Here is an 18619-nt window from a genome sequence, read left to right on the forward strand (position 1 = left end):
GTCGCGCCCTGACCGAAACTTTCCAGACCCAAGCGCTACACTGACGCTATGAGAATGGATTCTCAACTCTCCCCCACTCTGCCGGATGACGATCTGTGCGAGGTCAATTGCGTTCATCCTGAAGCGGTGCAGGCCGCCCGCGCCGCGCTGCCGGATACCGGGCAAGTTGGTGAAGCCAGCTCCCTCCTCAAAGTGGTGGCCGACCCAACCCGCTTGCGGCTGCTCAGCGCCCTGAAAACCTGTGAGCTGTGCGTCTGTGACCTCGCGGCGGTCATCGGCCTGAGCGAGAGCGCGGTGAGCCATCAGTTGCGGCTGCTTAGGGCGCACCGGTTGGTGACGTTCCGTAAAGAAGGGCGGGTGGCCTACTACCGCCTACTCGATCAGCACGTCAGCGGCCTGATCATCAGCGCTCTGGATCACGTCCGCGAATGAAATGCCGTGAGCCGAATGTAGACCTGCATTATCTTGATCCGCGTTTGGTGGCGTTGTATGACACCGATAACCCGCACGGTGCCGACACCGATTTTTACCTTAGGCTCGCGTCGAAAATCGGCGCTCAGCGAATCATTGATCTGGGCTGCGGTACCGGCCTCCTGACCCGCCAATTGGCAGTGAGTGATTGGTGGGTTGTTGGAGTAGACCCGGCTCCCGCTATGCTCGCCTTTGCCCGCCAGCAGCCACAGGCCGAACGGGTGGAATGGAGAGAGGGAGATTCCCGCGTTCTCGGCACACCACAAGCCGATTTGGCCCTCATGACCGGCAACGTCGCTCAAGTTTTTCTTGAAGATGATGACTGGGCGGCGGCGCTCAGCGACCTGCATGTGGCGCTTGCCGTTGGCGGGGTGCTGGCTTTCGAGAGCCGCAATCCAGAGCGCCGCGAGTGGGAAACGTGGCACCGGGATGCCACGTTCGAGCGCCTGAACACACCGGACGGCCCACTGGAAACCTGGCTGGATGTGACGCACGCCAGTCAGGGCCGAGTGTCTATGCTGGGCCATAACGTTTTCACTGAAACAGGCGAAGACCTTGTGGTGGGTAGTGAGTTGCGCTTTCGAAGTCACGAAGAATTGATAACTTCTCTCACTGACGTTGGATTCGGCATTGAACACATTTACGGCGACTGGCTTGGCGGGCCAGTGACACCAACGAGTCCGATTATGGTCTTTGTTGCCCGCCGACTTGACCGCCGATAAGTGGCGGTCAAGCAAGTCTCATACAGACTCCGTTTTGCTCTTACTCCCGCTGTTTTGGATGGAATGCACCCCCAGTAGAGCTTGTCTGCTAGGCACTGGGCTGGGTGGTCACGCCCTTCAGCTCAATTGATGCACGATCCCCTTGGTTTGGGTATAAAGCTGCTTGAACAGCTCAAATTTCTTGTCGTAGAGGGCGCGTTTGGACTCGTCCGGCTGAATCAGGCGATCCGCCTTGACCCACGTTTTGAGATCGTCGCGGTGCAGCCTGCCCGACACCAAGCCCGCCAAGAAGGCGTCGCCGTAACTCGCGCCGATGGTCAGCGCCGGAACTTCCTGAGCGGCTCCCACGATGTCGCTGACGATTTGCAGCCAAGTCTGGGTTTTGGCTCCGCCGCCCACCGCCACGATGCGCCGCACCTGCGTGCCCATTTCGCGGAAGGTTTCGATGTTGTGGCGAATGCCGTAGCCCACGCCTTCCAGCACCGCCCTGAACAGATCCTCGCGGGTAGACGATAAGCTCAGGCCTGCCACCACACCGCGTGCGTGCGGGTCGTTGAGTGGGGTGCGCTCCCCGCTAAAATACGGCAGCATCAGCAGGCCGTTCGCGCCCGCCGGAACTCCCTCGGCGGCGGCAAACAATTCATCGTAAGCGTCCTTTTCGGAAAGGTCACGGCTGAGTTCGTCGGCAAACCAGCGGGTCAGGCTGCCGGTGGTGGACATGCCCGCCGCCAAGTTGAACTGCCCGGCGAACGCGCCGCCTACCGTCCAAACGCGGGGATCGGGTGCGGGGGCTTCTTCCACCAAAATAAAGAAGGTGGTGGAGCCGTACATCACCATCAAGTCTCCGGGCTGCACCACGCCCACGCTAATGGCTTCGCTCAGGGCGTCCACCGCGCCCACTGCCACGGGCGTGCCGACTTTGAGTCCGGTCAGTGCGGCAGCTTCCTCGGTGACGTGTCCGGCGAGTTCGTCACTCCAACTGACTTGCGGCAAGACTTCCAAGCCCTTGTCGCCCAGTACCGGAGCGGCGTATTTGCTTGTCCAGTTGCGGGTCGGCGGGTCGTAGAGCGGCATGTAATGGCTGGCTTCGTGGCGGTTCATCACGTGCTTGCCAGTCAATCGGAAGGCCAGGTAGCTGCTGGCGGTGGTCAGCGTGGCGGTCTTGGCCCAGACTTCGGGCTCATGGTCGCGCAGCCAGCGGATTTTGGAACCCACTGCCTGACTGGTCAGCGCCATGAGGCTGTGCTCAAAAATGACGTCCCCGCCAATTTCGGCGTTGAGCAAGTCAATTTCGGCGTGAGCGCGGGTGTCCACCCCGTACAAAATGCCGGGGCGCAGTGGCCTGCCCGATTCGTCGAGCGGCAACAAGCACGGCCCAATCGCGCTCAGTGCCACCCCTGCCACGTCGTCGCCGCTGTAGTCGCCGCTCAGCAGAGTCTTGATGATCTGCGAAACGTCGCTCCACCACACCAAATCGGCGTCCTGCTCGGCGTAGCCGGTCTGAGGAAAGCTGACCCCGTGCGCGATCACAAGAGACTTCAGCACGTTCCCGGCCAGATCGGTCAGCACGCCCTTGGAACTGTAGGTGCCGACGTCTATGCCCAGCAGCAAATTGGCCAGCGGCCGATCTGGGGCTTGTTTAAACTGGGTCACTCCCCACCCATCTCGATCATCACTTTCATGCTTCTGGCCCGCTCGGTGTCGGCAAAGACGAAGGCTTCAGGGGTTTGGTCAAAGGCGAAGCGCTGGGTAATCAGCATGTCCAAATCAACCGCGCCGGAAGCCACCAACTCGATCGCCGCCGGATAGCAGTTGGCATATCGGAAGATGCCGCGAATGTCAGTTTCACGGCTGGCCGCGCTGACGATGTCTAAGCTGACTTCCGGCGCGGGCGGCAAGCCCACCAGCACCGTCACGCCGCCTGGACGCGGGGCTTCTAAGCTCATGCGGCACGTCGGCACGCTGCCCGCCGTCTCGAAGGCTACGTCCACTCCTCCGTGCGAAATCGGCAGGCCACTGATCTCTGCCGTAATCTCGCGGATGCGCTGCACGGGGTCTTCGGTGCGGGCGTTGATGGTGTGAGTGGCTCCGACTTTGCGGGCCATCTCCAGCCGGAAGTCTTCCAAATCCACCGCGATCAGGGTGGTTGCGCCTGCGGCTTTGGCGGCCTGCAAACTGGTGCAGCCGATTGGCCCCGCGCCGATGACGGCCACGCTGTCGCCCATTTTGACACCGCCGCGCCGCGCTGCCCAAACGCCTACCGCCAGCGGCTCGATCAGCGCCGCTGCATCTAAGCTCATGCCGTCAGGAATTTTGAAGGCGAAGTCCTCGGGCCAGACCACCCATTCCGAGAGCGCTCCGTCTACGGGCGGGGTCGCCATGAAGTGCATCCACGGGCAGAGGTTGTAGTGTCCGGTTTTGCAGTACGAGCATTTGCGGCAGGGCACGCCGGGTTCCAGTGCGACTCGGTCGCCCACCTTGAGGCGCTTGACGTTTTCCCCTACTGCTTCCACCGTGCCGCTGACTTCGTGGCCCAGCACCAGCGGCGACTCCACGATGAAGTTGCCGATACGTCCGTGGGTGTAGTAATGCACGTCGCTGCCGCACACACCGATGCGCTGCACCTTGACTCGCACATCATCGGGGCCGGGGGCTGGAACTTCGCGGGTTTGCCACGCCAGCTCGCGCACGGTGTTCAGCACGCTGGTTTTAGAAGATTTGGGTTCTGCGGTTTGGGTCATGCTGTTTGCTCCTGTTGTCGTCTCGAATAAAGTGAGGGGCTTCGCTCAGAGTAGCCACTCACCAGACGGTGTAGCCGCCGTCCACCACCAAGGTATGTCCAGTCACGAAGCTGGAAGCGTCAGAGGCCAAATAAACCACCGCCGGAGCGATTTCACGCGGCTCGGCGAGGCGGCCCATCGGAGTTTCTTTGAGCCAGGTTTCGCGCCATTCGGGAGTTTCTAAGCCCAGAATGGTCATGGGCGTGGCGGTGTAGCCGGGAGCCACCGAGTTGACCCGCACGCCGCGTCCGGCCCACTCACCGGCCAGCGAGCGGGTCAGGTGAATGACCGCCGCTTTGGAAGCGTTGTAACCCGATTGCGGCTGCGGGTGGTTGGAAATCATGCCGCTCATGCTCGACGTGCTGATGATGCTGCCTTTTCCGGCGTTCAGCATCTTCTTGCCGAACTCGCGGCAGCACCAGAACACCCCGTTGACGTTGACCGACATCACCACTTCCCAGTCTGCATCCGAAAGCTCCTCGGACGGCACGTTACGGACGATTCCGGCGTTGTTGACCAGAATGTCCAGCGCGTCCAGCTTCTGCGCCAGCGTCCGCACGGCGGCGGGGTCGGTCACGTTGAGCGGCTCGAATGCCGCGCCCATGCTGCTGGCCGCCGCTTCACCCACCGCCGGATTGATATCGGCAATGGTGACTTTGGCTCCAGCTTCGCCCAGCGCTTTGGCAATTTCAAAGCCGATGCCCTGCGCTGCGCCAGTGACTAAAGCGGTTTTGCCGTCTAGATTAAAGAGATCAAGGATGTTGGATGATTCGGGGGCTTTGGTCATGACTTGGGGTTCCTTTTGAAGTGAAGGGGGCCGAACTAAAATGGGCACAGGTTAAAATACGGTTTACTCATTGCCAACTGATTCCATCCGCGCTTTGAAACGGCTGTGGCTTTCTTTGATCTTGTCCATCGCCGTCAGCGGGCCATTTTCTTGCAAGTCTTGGCGAGCCGCCAGATAAGCCGACTTGAAGCGCCCGTTTTGGCCGAGGTCGCCGAAGACTTCTTTGAGTTGCAGGAAGGCGGCGGGCTCCTCGGCTTCGCGGCTGACTGCTGCCGTCAGCATCTCGGCGCGGACATCTTGCAAAGCTGGAAACTGGCCGTCACGTACGGCCTCCACGTAAGCCGCCCACGACGCCACCACCAGCGCGGCGTGGTCAATGTCGCCGCTTCCCGCGAGTTGCTCGCGCACCACCGGCAGCAAAAACTTGGGAATGCGCTCGGAGGCGTCAAAAATCAGGCGGGCCAGGGTGTCCTGAATAGCGGGACTGGCAAAGCGGGAGATCAGCTCGTGGCTGTACTCGTCCAGATCGACTCCCGGCACGGGCCGCAGGGTAGGCACCCCTTCGGTTTTCATGTAATCCAGCAAAAACCCGGTGAAGCGCGGCTGCTGACAGACTTCATGCACGTAGGTGTAGCTCGCCAGCAAGCCGAGGTAGCTCATGGCCTGATGCGAGGCGTTGAGCAGCCGCAGTTTCATCAGCTCGTACGGCTCCACGTCGCTGACCACCTGCACGCCCACCGTCTCAAAGGCGGGGCGGCCCAAGGTGAAGTGGTCTTCCAAAACCCACTGGGTAAACGACTCGGCCATCACCGGCCAGCCGTCTTCTATGCCGTACTCGTCGGCCACTTCGCGGCGGCTCCCATCGGTGGTCGCGGGGGTGATGCGGTCAACCATCGAATTGGGGAAGGCCACATTCTGGGCAATCCACTCGCCCAATTCGGGGTCTTTGAGTCGGGCGAACGAGGTGAAGGCGAGCTGCGCGACGTGACCGTTGCCCTGCATGTTGTCGCACGACATCACCGCAAAGGGCTTCAAGCCGCGCTCACGCCGCAGCCTCAGCCCCTCGGTGACATAACCGAACACGGTGGTCGGCACCGCCCCTGCCGCGAGGTCGTGCTGAATGGCCGCGCCGGACGGATCGAACTGGCCGGTGGCGTCGTTGACGCTGTAACCGCCCTCAGTCACAGTCAGCGAGACGATTTTGGTGTTGGGGTCGGCCAATTTGTCAATCACCGCTTGTGGCGAATCGGGCGCGAACAAAAACTGGTTGATCGCCCCGATCACGCGGGCTTCTTGCTGGCCGTCCGGGGACTTGGTGACGAGGGTATACAGGTTGTCTTGGCCGGCAAAAACGTCGCGCATCTTGGCGTCGAACGGCAGCACGCCCACCCCACAGATGGCCCAGTCGGTACTGCCGCCGGCATTCAGGAGGCGGTCGAGGTACATGGCTTCGTGCGAGCGGTGAAAGCCGCCCACGCCGAAATGCACGATGCCGGAAGTGAGCCGGGCCGGGTCGTAGTCGGGAACCGCCACAGTTGAAGCGAGGTTGGGCAGCGCGGATAAGTTGAGTTTAACCATGAGGATTCTCCAGCAAAAACTTGTACGGTGACCCTAGATGAAGGCAAGCACAGCAGGGTGAAAGGCGGCTCAGTCCACCAACCGGATGATGAGGTCGGCGCGTGAGCGGCCCGCGTTGATCAGGGCGGCATTGTTTTGGTCTACCCGCTCCACCCAGGCTTTGGCGGCGTCGGGGGCTTTGCCGAACGCCACATGGCGGGCGATCAGCCGTGAAAGGCGCAGCTCTTCGGGCGGCTCCAAAAACCACACGGCGTCGAGTTGAGGTTTGACCCGGCTCCACGCGCCGCCTTCCAGCAGTAAGTAGTTGCCCTCAGTGAGAATCAGCGGGGTTGAGGCGAGGATGGGTAAGGCGCTGCCGATGGACTCTTCGATGGTGCGCTCGAAGGTCGGTGCGTAGATGACCTCCTCCGTCTGGTGCCACAGCCGCTCTAGCAGCGCCGCGTAGCCGTCCGCGTCAAAGGTATCCGGCGCACCCTTGCGCTCCCGGCGGCCCAACCGAATCAGTTCGCTGTTGGCGAGGTGAAAGCCGTCCATGCCGACCACCGCCACCTGATCGCCCAGAGCGCCGGCAATGGCCGCGCAAACGGTGGACTTGCCTGCGCCGGGCGCTCCGGTGATGCCGAGGATGCGCCGCTCACCGGATTTGAGCAGGGCACGAGCCAGAGCGATCAGGTCGGCGGTGGTGCGGGGCTGCGCGGCTGACGAGGCGGCTGATGGCACGGGGGAGCCGGAGGCGTCGTCAAAATGGGGATGAAGGGTGTCCATGAATCTCCTCCTCGGAAGCAGGGTGGCGTGAGCGGGTGAGGCAAAAGGGAGGGGTCAACTTGCCCTGAGCAGACAGGCTCTGAAGCGCTTGTGGGCGTTCCAGAGCCTGTCTGTAGGCGGGGGTCAACTCCACTCACCAAAGGGTTGTGCTCGCTGAACTTGAGAAGCTCAGGGAAGAAAGCTTACTTCACCGCGCCGAACGAGAGGCCGCGCACCAGTTGGCGCTGGGCCACCCAGCCGAAGATCAGCACCGGCAGCACCGTCAGCACGGCGGCGGCGCTCATCTGCGCCCAGAACAACCCACGTGAGGTCTTGAAGGTGCTGATAAACACGCTCAGCGGCGCGGCGTCGGTGGAAGTCAGGTTGAGGGCAAAGAAAACTTCGTTCCAAGCGAAAATGATAGCCAGCAGGGCTGTGGCGCTGATTCCCGGCAGCGAGAGCGGTAGGGCGATCCCGAAAAACTCCTTGGCGACGTTGGCTCCGTCCACCTTGGCCGCTTCATAGATGGCCGGAGGGATTTCGGTCATGTAGCTGTGCATCATCCAGACCACCAGCGGCAGGTTCATGGTGGTGTACATGATGATCAGGCCCCACCAGGTATCGAGCAGACCCAGGTCCCTGAACAGCAGATACAGCGGCACGATCACCCCGACAGCGGGCATGAACTTGGTGCTCAGCATCCAAGTCAATACGCCCTTGGAGCGCTTGGTCGGATACACCGCCAGTGCGAAGGCGGCGGGCAAACCCAGAATAAAGGCCAAGACGGTGCTGCCAATCGCGGCAATCAGCGAGTTTCTGAGGGCCACGCCGTAAGCGGGCAGGGCATTCTGAAAATTCTCGGTGATCGGCGTGAAGGTAAACACCGGCGGAACGGCGAACGCCTGCGCTTCCGTTTTGAAAGCGGCCAGCGCCATCCACAGCAGCGGGAAGAAGAACAAAAAGGCCAGCAGGTAAGTCAGCGCCGTCAGCAGAATGCCGCTGGTCGAGGGGCCGCCCTTTTTCTTGGGTGCTACGGTCACGGCTCGTTGAGACGGAAGAGTGGTCATCAGTGGCCTCCAGGGCTGACATTTTTGCTGATCATCCGCAGCAGGAAGATCGCTAGAATATTGGTCAAAACCACGGTAATCACGCCCGCCGCGCTCGCTACGCCGATGTTGTATTCGGCAAAGGCCTTTTGATAGATGAAGTACGGCAAGTTGGTGGTCGCCACGCCGGGACCGCCAGAAGTCGAGGCGTAGATTTCACCAAAGACCTGCAAGACGTTGATGGTTTCCAGCAGCACCACCACTTCCAGCGCCTGCGTCCAGTGCGGCAAAACGACGTAACGGAATTCCTGAAGAGGTGACGCGCCGTCGAGCCGGGCCGCCTCGATCTGGTCGTCCGGCAAAGATTGCAGGCCAGTCAGCAAGATCAGCATGGCAAACGGGGTCCATTCCCAGGTCACCATGCCGATGATGGTGGCCATCGGATAGGCCGAGAGGAAATCAATCGGCGTGCCGCCCAGCGATTTGACCAGCCAGCTGAAAAACCCGAAGACTGGATTGAGCAGCATGTTTTTGAACACCACCGCTGTGACCAGCGGCATGATCAGGAAGCTGCTCATCAGCACCGAGCGCACGAACCCCCGGCCAGGAAAGCTCCGGTTGAGTAGCAGAGCCAGGCCGCCGCCTAAAATCAGGGTCAAGATCAATGTCCCAGCAGTCAAGATCATGCTGTTGAGCAGAACTTTCAAATTGTCGCTGTCGGTTAGCAGACCCACATAATTGGAAAAGCCGATAAATGGACGGCGGTCGGGTTCGACCAGGTTGTAGCGGAAAAAGCTGTAATAGATCGTCATGAAAAACGGCACTTGGGTGGTCAAAATCAAGTACAGCATGGCGGGCCAGATCATCACCGAGGGGGTGATCTTGAAACCACCTTTGGGCTTGGGCGCAGTTGCAGAGATAGGCACAGCGGTCATGGGTGACCTCCAACAAAAAAGAGACGGCGGGACAAAAAAAAGCTCAAACGGCAGTTGATCTCTCCCTTGCTGGGCCGCCAAAAAGCGACCAGGGGCCGACAATCCACTTTGCAAGCTGTGATTGAAGGCCGGTGACTGGTCGCTGCGGTCTGGAAGGGGATGAGCTGGGCGAAAGTAAGCTCCATCCCTCAAGTCGGCTTACTTCTGGTAGCCGCCTTCTTTGGCCACTTTCTGAGCGGCAGCCTGAGCTTGGTTGAGCGCCTGATCAATGGTGGTCTGACCGCTGATCGCGCCGGCGAGGTACTGACCCACCTGGGTGCCGAGCGCCTGGAACTCGGGGATGGCCACGTACTGAATGCCGGTGTAAGGCACGGGATCCTTGGTGGCCTTGGTCACGTCGGCGCTGCTGATGGCTTTTTGCACCAAGCTGCTGAACGCTCCAGCGGCTTTTTTGTACTGAGGATTGCTATAGGTGCTGGTGCGGGTGCCGGGGGGCACAGCCGCCCATGTGCCTTTGGTCTTGGCGACCAGGGCGATGTAGTCCTTGCTGGTGGCCCAAGTGATGAACTTGAAGGCGGCGTCTTCCTGCTTGCTGCTCTTGGGGATCGCCAAGTTCCAGCTCCAGTACCAGTGGTTGCCGCGTGGGGTGCCGGGGCCGGTGGGCGCGTTGGCAAAGCCCACCGAGTTGACGATTTTGCTGCTGGAAGGATCGCTTAGGAGTCCGGCGGCTACAGTGGCGTCCACCCACATCCCGCACTTGCCCTGGCTCATCAAGGTCAGGTTCTCGGTGAAACCGTTGGAGGTGGCTCCGGGGGGGCCGTACTTCTTGATCAGGTTGACATAGAAAGTCATGGCGTTCTTCCAGGCCGGGCTGTCAAGCTGCGGCTTCCAATCGTTGTCGTACCAGCGTCCGCCGAAGGTGTTGGCCACGGTGGAGAACACCGCCATGTTCTCGCCCCAGCCGGGCAGGCCGCGTAGGCAGATGCCATAAACGCCGTTTTTGGGATCGTTGACCTTAGAAGCGAAGCCCTCGATCTGCGTCCAGGTGGGGTTGACCGGCATGGTGACGCCCGCTTTCTTAAAGAGGTCTTTGTTGTAATACGTCATGCTGCTCTCAGCATAAAACGGCACGGCGTAGAGCTGGCCGCCAATGGTCAGGGCGTTACGGACGCCGGGAATGATGTCGTTGACGTTGTAGCTCTTGGCGATGTCGGGGTTTTTGGCAAAGGCGGGAGTCAGCGGGTCGAGCCAGCCGTTCTTGGCCCAGATCGGCACTTCGTACGCGCCCACGGTAGCGACGTCAAAGCTGCCCGCGCCGCTGGCCACGTCGAGGGTGATCTTTTGGCGCAGTTCGTTTTCCGGCAGCACCACCCATTTGACATTGATGTCGGGGTAAAGCTTGTTGAATTCGGGGGTGAGTTTTTGCATCGTCACCATGTCGGGGTTGTTTACCGTGGCGATGGTGATGGTGCTGGCGGCTTGAGCATTGCCCAGAGCCAGCGCGGCGGTCAAAAGTGCAGCGAGTGATTTCATGTTTCCTCCGAATAAGGGGGTTGGGCGGCTCTCACCAAACAGCTTTGTCAAGAAACTTGAAAAGCGCTCCACGAGTCATGGCTGAAGGAAACCGCTGCAAACAGGACGATACCTGGCTGCCAGCGAGTTGAAGCACTTGATCACTTCAGTGTGTTATTGGACTCGTGTTCATAGAGTAGTTGTTTTCTCAGGGTTTGTCTAATTGTACTGAGTACAGTCATGGACACGTGGCCAACCATTGAGCGCGGAGCTCTGAAAGTGATTGGTCACGTGGCCTATTGCCAATCAAAACTGTTTACACTGTGGAGCGTGCCGAGCATTACCGATGTTGCCAAACAAGCTGGCGTTTCGCCCACCACGGCCAAACGCGCTCTCAAAACGCCGCACCTGCTTCATCCTGAAACGCTTGCAAAGGTCATGGAAGCGGTTTCCAAGCTGCATTACGAACCTGATCTGCGGGCTGGAGCGCTGCGGGCTGGGCAAAGCCGCACGGTGGGCGTGGTGCTGGGATCGGTGGTGGAGCCGTTTTTTGCTCAACTGGCCCGCACCCTTGGTCAGGAGTTGCGTCGGGGCGGCTACAACATGCTGCTGACCGAAAACGAATATCAGAGCGCCCACGAACTCACCGAACTCAAGCTGCTCTACGGCCAGCGGATCGACGCGCTGATTTTGCGTGCCGGTTACGGCGACGAGAGCCGCGAATATTTGGAGCGGCTGCACAAACGCGGCGTGTTTATCGTGCAGGTGGATTACTGTTTGCCCGGCGCGACCTACCCTTCAGTGATGCTCGGCAACGTAAAAGCGGTGCGGGAAGCGGTGCAGTACTTGTACGCATTGGGCCACCGCCGCATTGCCGCCACTGGCAAATACGACCCGCTGCTGCATCCTGAAGGCCGCTCGTATACCTTTCCCACCGCGATGGCCGAAGTGGGCTTGGAGGTGCGGCCCGAATACGAACGGGTGATGTTTTTGACCGAAGAAAACACCTACCAATACACGCTGGACGTGATGCGCCTTGCCTGCCCACCCACCGCGCTGCTGGCTCTGACCGGAGCGAGCGCCGCCGGATGTTACCGCGCCCTGCAAGAACTCGGCCTCAAGGTGCCGGACGACGTGTCGCTGCTGAGTTTTGACAACTACTCGTGGATGAGTTTGGTCAGTCCAGCCATCACAGTGCTGGCCCAGCCAATTGACGACATGGCCCGCGCCGCTGCTCAAATGGTTCTCAGGGCGCTGAGCGGTGAAGACAAGCGGCCCGCCGATATCGTCTTCCCCGCCGAGCTGATCGTGCGCGGAAGCTGCGCTCCACCGCAGGCGCAGCGGGTGTTGGAGCGGGCCTAGCCACTGAACTCTGGGGCGCGAATTCGCAATGAAAGGCGGGGCTGAAGGTGCTGAGGAGCGCGATCAGTCCATGACGACAGAACTGCTGACCCGGCCAGATGCACAAGGAGTCATAAAATGGCGGAGTTGCCTTTTGATGGCGAATTGAACGCAACCCGTCACCGGCCCGCCCTGATTCTCCTGCGTCCTGACCCTCTTGCATTTAGTTAGACGGCGTACTAAACTTTACCGGTAACGACAACTTGATCGCTGTTCTGCATGGATAACCAGTGATCCGCCTCACGGCGTCAACCATGCGCTTACTTCCCAAATGGAAGTGGGCGCATGGTTGGCCGTGAGGCGTTGTTGTTTGGATTGGGCAGCTCAATCTCTCAAGATCAAGGCTCAGCGCAGGAAATACCGGCAAACCCGGCTTCATTGGAGGACACTACCCCATGCAGACTGTACAGCTCAATGTAAACGGAACCCGTAAAGTGGCCCGAGATGTCCGGCCACACACCACACTCCTCAACTATCTGCGCTCGGAAGGGCTGACCGGCTGCAAAGAAGGCTGCGCCGAGGGCGAATGCGGAGCCTGCGCGGTGCTGCTGGCCCGCCCTACTGACGACGGTGGCACGCGGTTGGAGTCGGTCAACGCCTGCTTAGTGCTGATGGGTACGCTGGAAGGCCAGGAAGTCGTCACCGCCGAGGGTATCGGCCAGCCCGGAGCGCTGCACCCCATTCAGCACGAGATGGCTGTGCGCGGCGGCTCGCAGTGCGGCTACTGCACCCCCGGATTCGTGGTCAGCATGGCCGCCGAGTATTACCGCCCAGAAAGGGGGGAAGGTGACCCACAGGGTGTTCATCAGGGCACTGGCCCCAACGGCTTTGACATCCACTCGCTGAGCGGGAATCTCTGCCGCTGCACCGGCTACCGCCCGATACAGGACGCCGCCTACGCGCTGGGGAGTCCCGCCGAGGGTGACGTGCTGGCCGAGAGACGCGCCCAGCCTGCCCCCGCGCCGCAGCCCACCCACCTCACCACTCCCGAGGGCGACTTTCACCGCCCCGCGACGCTGTCCGAAGCGCTGGAGTTGCTGGAAGCCAATCCTGCCGCCAAGCTGCTCTCCGGCGGCACCGACTGGGGCGTGGAAGTCAACATCCGCCACGCCCGTGCTGCCGTCACCATCGCGCTGGACGGCTTGCCAGAGCTGCGCGGCCTGACTTGGACGGACGAGCATCTGGAAATCGGGGCGGGCTTGCCACTAACCGAAATCGAGCGCCGCCTCGGTGACCAAGTGCCGCTGCTGGCCGAATGGTTTCCGCAGTTCGCCTCACGCCTGATCCGCAACAGTGCCACGCTAGGCGGCAACATCGGCACCGCTTCGCCCATCGGTGACAGCCCGCCCGTGCTGCTGGCGCTGGACGCGGGCGTGATACTCGTCGGCAAGAATGGCGAGCGAGAAGTCAAAGTCAGCGGGTTTTTTACCGGCTACCGCAAAACGGTGATGGCCGCCGGAGAACTGATTAAGGCCGTCCGGATTCCTTTGCCGCTTGCGCCCACCACCGGCTTTTTCAAGATTGCCAAGCGCCGCTTCGACGACATTTCCAGCGTGGCGGTGGGCATTGCTCTGGAACTGGACGGAGAGACCGTCAAACGCATTCATATAGGACTGGGCGGAGTGGCGGCCACGCCGATTCGCGGCAGCAAAGCGGAGCAGGCGCTGACGGGTCAAACTTGGAACGAAAAGAACGTTCGCGCCGCCGCCAAATTGCTCGGCAGTGAGGGCACCCCGCTGGACGACCACCGCGCCTCCGCCGCTTACCGCGCCGCCATGTTAGAGCAGACGCTGCTGAAGTTTTACTTTGAGAAATCAGGGAAAGGAGTGTTGGTATGACTAAAGTTGTAATGACACGTCAGCGCAGTGGGCTTGAGCGAAAAGCCGTCTTTGAACGGGTAGGACTATGACGCACAGCTTGTTTGAACGCCCGCCCGTCGGTGCCGTTGGCGACGCCATTCCGCACGAGAGCGCCGATCTGCACGTCACCGGCTACGCGCTCTACACCGACGACCTCGGGGTGCGCCTCCAAAATTTGCTGCACGCTTGGCCGCTGCAAGCGCCGCACGCCCACGCCCGCATCCTCAGCATGGACACCGCGCCCGCGCTGGAAGTGCCCGGCGTGGTGCGGGTGCTGACCAAGGCCGACGTGCCGGGTGTCAACGATTCCGGCGTCAAGCACGACGAGCCTCTGTTTCCTGATGAAGTCTGCTTTTACGGCCAAGCCGTCTGCTGGGTGCTGGCCGACAGTACCGACGCTGCGAGGCAGGGCGCGGACGCTGTCAAGGTGGAGTACGAACCGCTGCCCGCCGTGCTGACGGTTCAGGACGCCATCGCCGCAGGCAGCTTTCAAGGTGCTCAGCCGGTTTTGCGGCGCGGCGACGTGTCGGTGGGCTTTGCTGAGGCCAAGAACATCTACGAAGGTGAATTTGAGTTTGGTGGTCAGGAGCATTTTTATCTGGAAACGAATGCTTCGCTGGCCCACATTGACGAATCCGGTCAGGTTTTCATCCAGAGCAGCACCCAGCACCCCACTGAGACGCAGGAAATCGTGGCGCACATTCTGGGCCTGACTTCCTCGCAGGTGACGGTGCAGTGTTTACGCATGGGCGGCGGCTTCGGCGGCAAGGAGATGCAGCCGCACGGCTTCGCGGCCATCGCGGCGCTGGGCGCGACCTTGACCGAGCGGCCCGTCCGGATGCGCCTTAACCGCACCCAAGACCTGACCATGACCGGCAAGCGCCACCCTTTTCACAGCAAATGGAAAGTCGGCTTTGACGACAACGGGCGCTTGGTGGCCCTGCAAGCCACGCTCAGCAGCGACGGCGGTTGGAGTCTGGATTTGTCCGAACCCGTGCTGGCCCGCGCCCTGTGTCACATTGACAACGCTTACTACATCCCGCACGTGGAAGTGCATGGCCGCATCTGCAAAACCAACAAGACCTCTCAGACGGCCTTTCGGGGCTTCGGCGGGCCGCAGGGCATGTTGGTGATCGAGGATATTCTTGGCCGCTGCGCTCCCTTGTTGGGCTTGGAGGCCCATGAACTGCGCCAGCGCAACTTCTACGCGTCCGGCGAGGCCACGCCTTACGGCCAGCCCGTCCGGCACGCCGAGCGGCTTCAAACGGTGTGGAGCGCCCTGCTCGACAGCAGCGATTTTGCCGCCCGCAACGCTGAAATTCAGAAATTCAACGCCGCGCACCCGCACACCAAACGCGGCCTCGCCATTACACCGGTCAAGTTCGGGGTGAGCTTTAACTTCACCGCCTACAACCAGGCCGGAGCGCTCGTTCACGTCTACAAAGACGGCTCGGTGCTGATCAACCACGGCGGCACCGAGATGGGGCAGGGCCTGCACACCAAGATGATTCAGGTGGCGGCCACCGCTCTGGGCGTGCCGCTCAGGAGCATCCGCCTTGCGCCGACCCGCACTGACAAAGTGCCCAACACCTCGGCGACGGCGGCGAGTTCTGGGGCCGACCTCAACGGTGGGGCCATCAAAAACGCCTGTGACCAGATCAAAGAGCGCCTCGCGGCGGTGGCGGCGGGTTCGCTGGGCGTGCATCCGGGCGACGTGAAATTTGAAAACGGGCGGGTCTATCCGCTGGGCCACCCCGATCAGGGCATGGACTTTGCCAAACTCGTCCACGACGCTTATCACCTGCGTACCCAACTGTGGGCGGCGGGCTTTTACCGCACGCCGGGCCTGCACTGGGACCGGGAAAAAGTGCAGGGCGAACCGTTCAAATACTTTTCTTACGGCGCGGCGGTGGCGGAAGTGGAAGTGGACGGCTTTACTGGAGCCTACCGCCAACTGCGCACAGATTTGCTGCACGATGTGGGCGACAGCTTATCGCCGCTGATCGACATCGGTCAGGTCGAAGGCGGCTACGTGCAGGGCGCAGGCTGGATGACCTTGGAGGAGTTGCACTGGGACACCTCCGACGGGCCAAATCGGGGGCGGCTGGCGACCCAATCGGCCAGCACCTACAAGCTGCCCAGCTTCTCGGAAATGCCGGAAATCTTTAACGTGGCTCTCTTGGAGCAGGCCACCGAAAGCGGGGTTGTTTACGGCTCAAAAGCTGTCGGTGAGCCGCCGCTGATGCTGGCGATCAGCGTGCGCGAAGCCCTGCGCCAAGCGGCCGCCGCCTTCGGGCCGAGCAATAGGGCGCAAGAACTCCGGCTGCCCGCCACGCCCGAAGCGGTGTTCTGGGCGCTGGACAGTGCGCGGCAGGCGGCGAGGGACGCAGTGGCGGCGGACGACTGAGGAACAATCACTCCGCCCACCACCCCATCCTTACTCCTAAAGAGGGACGCGGAGTGGGAAAAGATGTTCGTTTTTTCTATCCCACGTTCCAAAAGGAGCCCAAATGAACTGGTTAGCCGCCCTCAACCACCTGACCCAGACCAACCAAGCCGGCGTCCTCGTGACTGTGGCTTCGGTGCGGGGCCACGCTCCACGCGAGGCGGGGGCCAAGATGGTGGTCAGCTTAGATGCCACTTGGGACAGTGTGGGCGGCGGCAACCTGGAGATGGCGGCCTGCGAGCGTGCCCGCGCCCTAATGAGAGCGGGTGTGCAGGCTCCCGAACTGCTGACCTTGCGCCTGACCGACAGCGCCAACAACGAATATGGCCGTCAGTGCTGCGGCGGCGAAGTTACTTTGCTGCTCGAACCGCTGACCACCGTGCGCCCGCATATCGCCATTTTTGGAGTCGGACACGTGGGCTTAGAACTCGGCGTGATGCTCTCGCGCTTGCCGGTCAACTTACATCTGGTGGATTCACGGGAAGCTCAACTTACGCCAGAGCGCTTGGCCCTGCTCGAACAAGGCGCGGCCAAACTCCACGTCCACCACTCTCCCATCCCCGAAATGAGCCTCTACGATCTGCCCGCCGGAAGCCACCTCGTCATCATGACCCACGACCACGCCGAGGACGCGGCTTTGTGTGACGCGGCGCTGAGGCGGCCCGAACTGGGTTTCATAGGTCTAATCGGCTCCAAAGTCAAATGGATCCGTTTTCAAGAACAACTTAAAGCGGTGGGCCACACCGAGGGAGATTTGCAGCGCCTCACCTCCCCGGTTGGCCTCAGCCACATCAAAGGCAAAACGCCCGCCGTGATTGCCATCGGCGTGGCGGCTCAGCTGGTGGCCGTGCTGGAAGCGGCGCAGAGCCGACCTCTTTTTCCCAGCACCCAGCCGCCGACAGCCGCCAAAGGAACTCCATGACTTTATACCGCGCCACCTTCCTCCACACTCCAGTCAACCCCTTCCACCATTCAGACGCGCTCAAGAGAGAAGACGACGGCGGCTTGCTGGTTCAGAACGGCCAAATTAGAGAGAGCGGCAGTTTTGCTGACCTCAAAGCGGCGCACCCCACCGAAACGGTGGAAGACCTGCGCGGCGGGCTGCTCCTGCCCGGTTTCATTGACACCCACGTGCATTATCCGCAGGTTCGCGTCATCGGCGGCTTGGGCGTGCCGCTCCTCGATTGGCTGGACAAGTACGCCCTGCCGGAGGAGGCCCGCTTCGGTGATTCTGCCCACGCTGCCACCGTGGCCCGTGAGTTCGTATCGGGCCTGATCAGCAGCGGCACCACCACCGCGTTGGTGTTCGGCTCGCACTTTGCCAACGCGGTGGACACTTTGTTTCAGGAAACCGAGCGGGTGGGTTTGCGAACTGTGGCGGGCCAAGTGGTGAGTGACCGGATGCTGCGCCCAGAGCTTCACACCACCCCCGAGCGGGCCTACAGCGAAGGCAAAGCGCTGATCGAAAAGTGGCACGGCAAAGGCGAGAACCGTTACGCCGTTACCCCGCGCTTTTCGCTGTCGGCTTCGGAAGGCATCTTGGAGGCCTGCGCGGCGCTGATGAAGGAATTTCCCGACGTGCATTTCACCTCGCACAGCAACGAGAACCTGAAAGAAGTGGAGACGGTGCGCCAACTGTTTCCAAAGAGCCGCGACTACATCGACACCTACGAGCAGGCTGGACTGCTGGGTCGCCGCAGCGTGCTGGCCCACAACGTCCACATGACCGGCCGTGAGCTGAGTGCAATGGCCACGCACAGTTGCACTTCGGCGCACTGCCCGTGCAGCAATTCGGCGCTGGGGAGCGGATTTTTCCCGCTCAAGCGCCACCTCGCGGCGGGCGTGCGCGTCTCGCTCGGCACCGACGTTGGTGGCGGCACCGGCTTTTCGATGCTTAAGGAAGGCTTGCAGGCTTACTTCATGCAGCAACTTCTAGGTGACAGCGGCGTGGCGCTTGAGCCGTCTCACCTGCTCTACCTTGCCACCCGCGCCGGAGCCGAGGCGCTGGAGATGGACGGGCAAATCGGAGATTTCAGTGCGGGCAAGGCCTTTGATGCCTCCCTCTTTCAGCCGCCGGAAGGCTCGACCATGCAGGCTGTTCTCAACAACGCACACAGCACCGAACGCGCCCTCGCTTCTCTCTTCGCGGGCGGCACGCAGGCCGATGTCAAACGCGTCTGGATCGGCGGCAAAGAAGTGTTTAGCCGCCGTGAAACTGCACAGGCCGAGCCGGTCAGCGCCTAAATGGTACGCGCTTAAATGACACGCGCCCGGTCTCGTGACGGCCCACACCTGACCCCTCTGCCTTGACCCACTTCGCCCGCCGTTTCCCGCCGCC

General features: G+C 61.3%; 15 protein-coding genes. 7 read left to right on the forward strand and 8 right to left on the reverse strand.

Annotated elements, in window-relative coordinates; genetic code table 11:
• The first annotated feature begins 54 nt into the window (after window positions 1–54).
• Both FNU79_RS02710 and FNU79_RS02715 read left to right on the forward strand, forming a co-directional pair.
• Window positions 55–432, forward strand: a complete 378-nt coding sequence (locus FNU79_RS02710) for an ArsR/SmtB family transcription factor (RefSeq protein ID WP_143719605.1) — start codon at window positions 55–57, stop codon at window positions 430–432.
• Window positions 429–1193: a class I SAM-dependent methyltransferase gene (locus tag FNU79_RS02715; RefSeq protein ID WP_143719375.1), complete on the forward strand. Its 765-nt coding sequence runs from the start codon at window positions 429–431 to the stop codon at window positions 1191–1193. The genes FNU79_RS02710 and FNU79_RS02715 overlap by 4 nt, the downstream gene beginning before the upstream one ends.
• Window positions 1194–1310: 117 nt before the next feature.
• Here the strand turns inward: FNU79_RS02715 and FNU79_RS02720 are convergent, their stop codons facing one another.
• The 8 genes from FNU79_RS02720 to FNU79_RS02755 all read right to left on the reverse strand — a co-directional run bounded on the left by FNU79_RS02720 (window position 1311) and on the right by FNU79_RS02755 (window position 10596).
• On the reverse strand, window positions 1311–2846 hold the full coding sequence (locus tag FNU79_RS02720) for an FGGY-family carbohydrate kinase (RefSeq protein ID WP_225429839.1): 1536 nt from the start codon (window positions 2844–2846) through the stop codon (window positions 1311–1313).
• Entirely contained in the window at window positions 2843–3934 is a 1092-nt protein-coding gene (locus FNU79_RS02725; protein WP_143719376.1) for an NAD(P)-dependent alcohol dehydrogenase, read from the reverse strand. Before FNU79_RS02725 ends, FNU79_RS02720 begins: the two co-directional genes overlap by 4 nt.
• Before the next feature lie 58 nt (window positions 3935–3992).
• Window positions 3993–4760 (reverse strand): SDR family NAD(P)-dependent oxidoreductase, encoded by a 768-nt coding sequence (locus FNU79_RS02730; protein WP_143719377.1) that lies wholly within the window; start codon window positions 4758–4760, stop codon window positions 3993–3995.
• A 63-nt stretch (window positions 4761–4823) separates the two neighbouring features.
• A complete protein-coding gene (locus tag FNU79_RS02735) occupies window positions 4824–6338 on the reverse strand; it encodes a mannitol dehydrogenase family protein (protein WP_143719378.1) in 1515 nt (504 codons plus the stop codon).
• Window positions 6339–6407: 69 nt separating this feature from the next.
• Window positions 6408–7103, reverse strand: coding sequence for a nucleoside/nucleotide kinase family protein (locus FNU79_RS02740; RefSeq protein ID WP_143719379.1), 696 nt, complete (start codon window positions 7101–7103; stop codon window positions 6408–6410).
• A 182-nt stretch (window positions 7104–7285) separates the two neighbouring features.
• Entirely contained in the window at window positions 7286–8149 is an 864-nt protein-coding gene (locus FNU79_RS02745; RefSeq protein WP_143719380.1) for a carbohydrate ABC transporter permease, read from the reverse strand.
• Entirely contained in the window at window positions 8149–9063 is a 915-nt protein-coding gene (locus tag FNU79_RS02750) for a carbohydrate ABC transporter permease (RefSeq protein WP_143719381.1), read from the reverse strand. The genes FNU79_RS02745 and FNU79_RS02750 overlap by 1 nt, the downstream gene beginning before the upstream one ends.
• 198 nt (window positions 9064–9261) lie before the next feature.
• Window positions 9262–10596 (reverse strand): ABC transporter substrate-binding protein, encoded by a 1335-nt coding sequence (locus FNU79_RS02755; RefSeq protein WP_143719382.1) that lies wholly within the window; start codon window positions 10594–10596, stop codon window positions 9262–9264.
• A 309-nt stretch (window positions 10597–10905) separates the two neighbouring features.
• On the opposite strand from FNU79_RS02755, the gene FNU79_RS02760 reads away from it, so the two are divergent.
• The 5 genes from FNU79_RS02760 to guaD all read left to right on the forward strand — a co-directional run bounded on the left by FNU79_RS02760 (window position 10906) and on the right by guaD (window position 18525).
• Window positions 10906–11937: a LacI family DNA-binding transcriptional regulator gene (locus tag FNU79_RS02760; RefSeq protein WP_143719383.1), complete on the forward strand. Its 1032-nt coding sequence runs from the start codon at window positions 10906–10908 to the stop codon at window positions 11935–11937.
• 434 nt (window positions 11938–12371) lie between these two features.
• The gene (locus tag FNU79_RS02765) at window positions 12372–13814 is read left to right on the forward strand and encodes a xanthine dehydrogenase small subunit (protein WP_143719384.1); all 1443 of its coding nucleotides are present in this window, start codon (window positions 12372–12374) and stop codon (window positions 13812–13814) included.
• A 67-nt stretch (window positions 13815–13881) separates the two neighbouring features.
• On the forward strand, window positions 13882–16242 hold the full coding sequence (gene xdhB / locus FNU79_RS02770; RefSeq protein WP_143719385.1) for a xanthine dehydrogenase molybdopterin binding subunit: 2361 nt from the start codon (window positions 13882–13884) through the stop codon (window positions 16240–16242).
• Window positions 16243–16345: 103 nt separating this feature from the next.
• Window positions 16346–17203, forward strand: coding sequence for a xanthine dehydrogenase accessory protein XdhC (gene xdhC / locus FNU79_RS02775; RefSeq protein ID WP_143719386.1), 858 nt, complete (start codon window positions 16346–16348; stop codon window positions 17201–17203).
• Window positions 17200–18525: a guanine deaminase gene (guaD, locus tag FNU79_RS02780; protein WP_143719387.1), complete on the forward strand. Its 1326-nt coding sequence runs from the start codon at window positions 17200–17202 to the stop codon at window positions 18523–18525. Before xdhC ends, guaD begins: the two co-directional genes overlap by 4 nt.
• The last annotated feature ends 94 nt before the right edge of the window (window positions 18526–18619 follow it).

The sequence above is a fragment of the Deinococcus detaillensis genome, from assembly GCF_007280555.1.
Lineage (GTDB): Bacteria > Deinococcota > Deinococci > Deinococcales > Deinococcaceae > Deinococcus > Deinococcus detaillensis.

Excerpts from the sequence above, each read along its gene's own strand:
- FNU79_RS02735 (WP_143719378.1), bottom strand. The coding sequence starts at position 6,338 with ATGGTTAAACTCAACTTATCCGCGCTGCCCAACCTCGCTTCAACTGTG.
- xdhC (WP_143719386.1), top strand. The coding sequence starts at position 16,346 with ATGAACTGGTTAGCCGCCCTCAACCACCTGACCCAGACCAACCAAGCC.
- FNU79_RS02745 (WP_143719380.1), bottom strand. The coding sequence starts at position 8,149 with ATGACCACTCTTCCGTCTCAACGAGCCGTGACCGTAGCACCCAAGAAA.
- FNU79_RS02750 (WP_143719381.1), bottom strand. The coding sequence starts at position 9,063 with ATGACCGCTGTGCCTATCTCTGCAACTGCGCCCAAGCCCAAAGGTGGT.
- FNU79_RS02725 (WP_143719376.1), bottom strand. The coding sequence starts at position 3,934 with ATGACCCAAACCGCAGAACCCAAATCTTCTAAAACCAGCGTGCTGAAC.
- FNU79_RS02710 (WP_143719605.1), top strand. The coding sequence starts at position 55 with ATGGATTCTCAACTCTCCCCCACTCTGCCGGATGACGATCTGTGCGAG.
- FNU79_RS02765 (WP_143719384.1), top strand. The coding sequence starts at position 12,372 with ATGCAGACTGTACAGCTCAATGTAAACGGAACCCGTAAAGTGGCCCGA.
- xdhB (WP_143719385.1), top strand. The coding sequence starts at position 13,882 with ATGACGCACAGCTTGTTTGAACGCCCGCCCGTCGGTGCCGTTGGCGAC.
- FNU79_RS02730 (WP_143719377.1), bottom strand. The coding sequence starts at position 4,760 with ATGACCAAAGCCCCCGAATCATCCAACATCCTTGATCTCTTTAATCTA.
- FNU79_RS02755 (WP_143719382.1), bottom strand. The coding sequence starts at position 10,596 with ATGAAATCACTCGCTGCACTTTTGACCGCCGCGCTGGCTCTGGGCAAT.
- guaD (WP_143719387.1), top strand. The coding sequence starts at position 17,200 with ATGACTTTATACCGCGCCACCTTCCTCCACACTCCAGTCAACCCCTTC.
- FNU79_RS02740 (WP_143719379.1), bottom strand. The coding sequence starts at position 7,103 with ATGGACACCCTTCATCCCCATTTTGACGACGCCTCCGGCTCCCCCGTG.
- FNU79_RS02715 (WP_143719375.1), top strand. The coding sequence starts at position 429 with ATGAAATGCCGTGAGCCGAATGTAGACCTGCATTATCTTGATCCGCGT.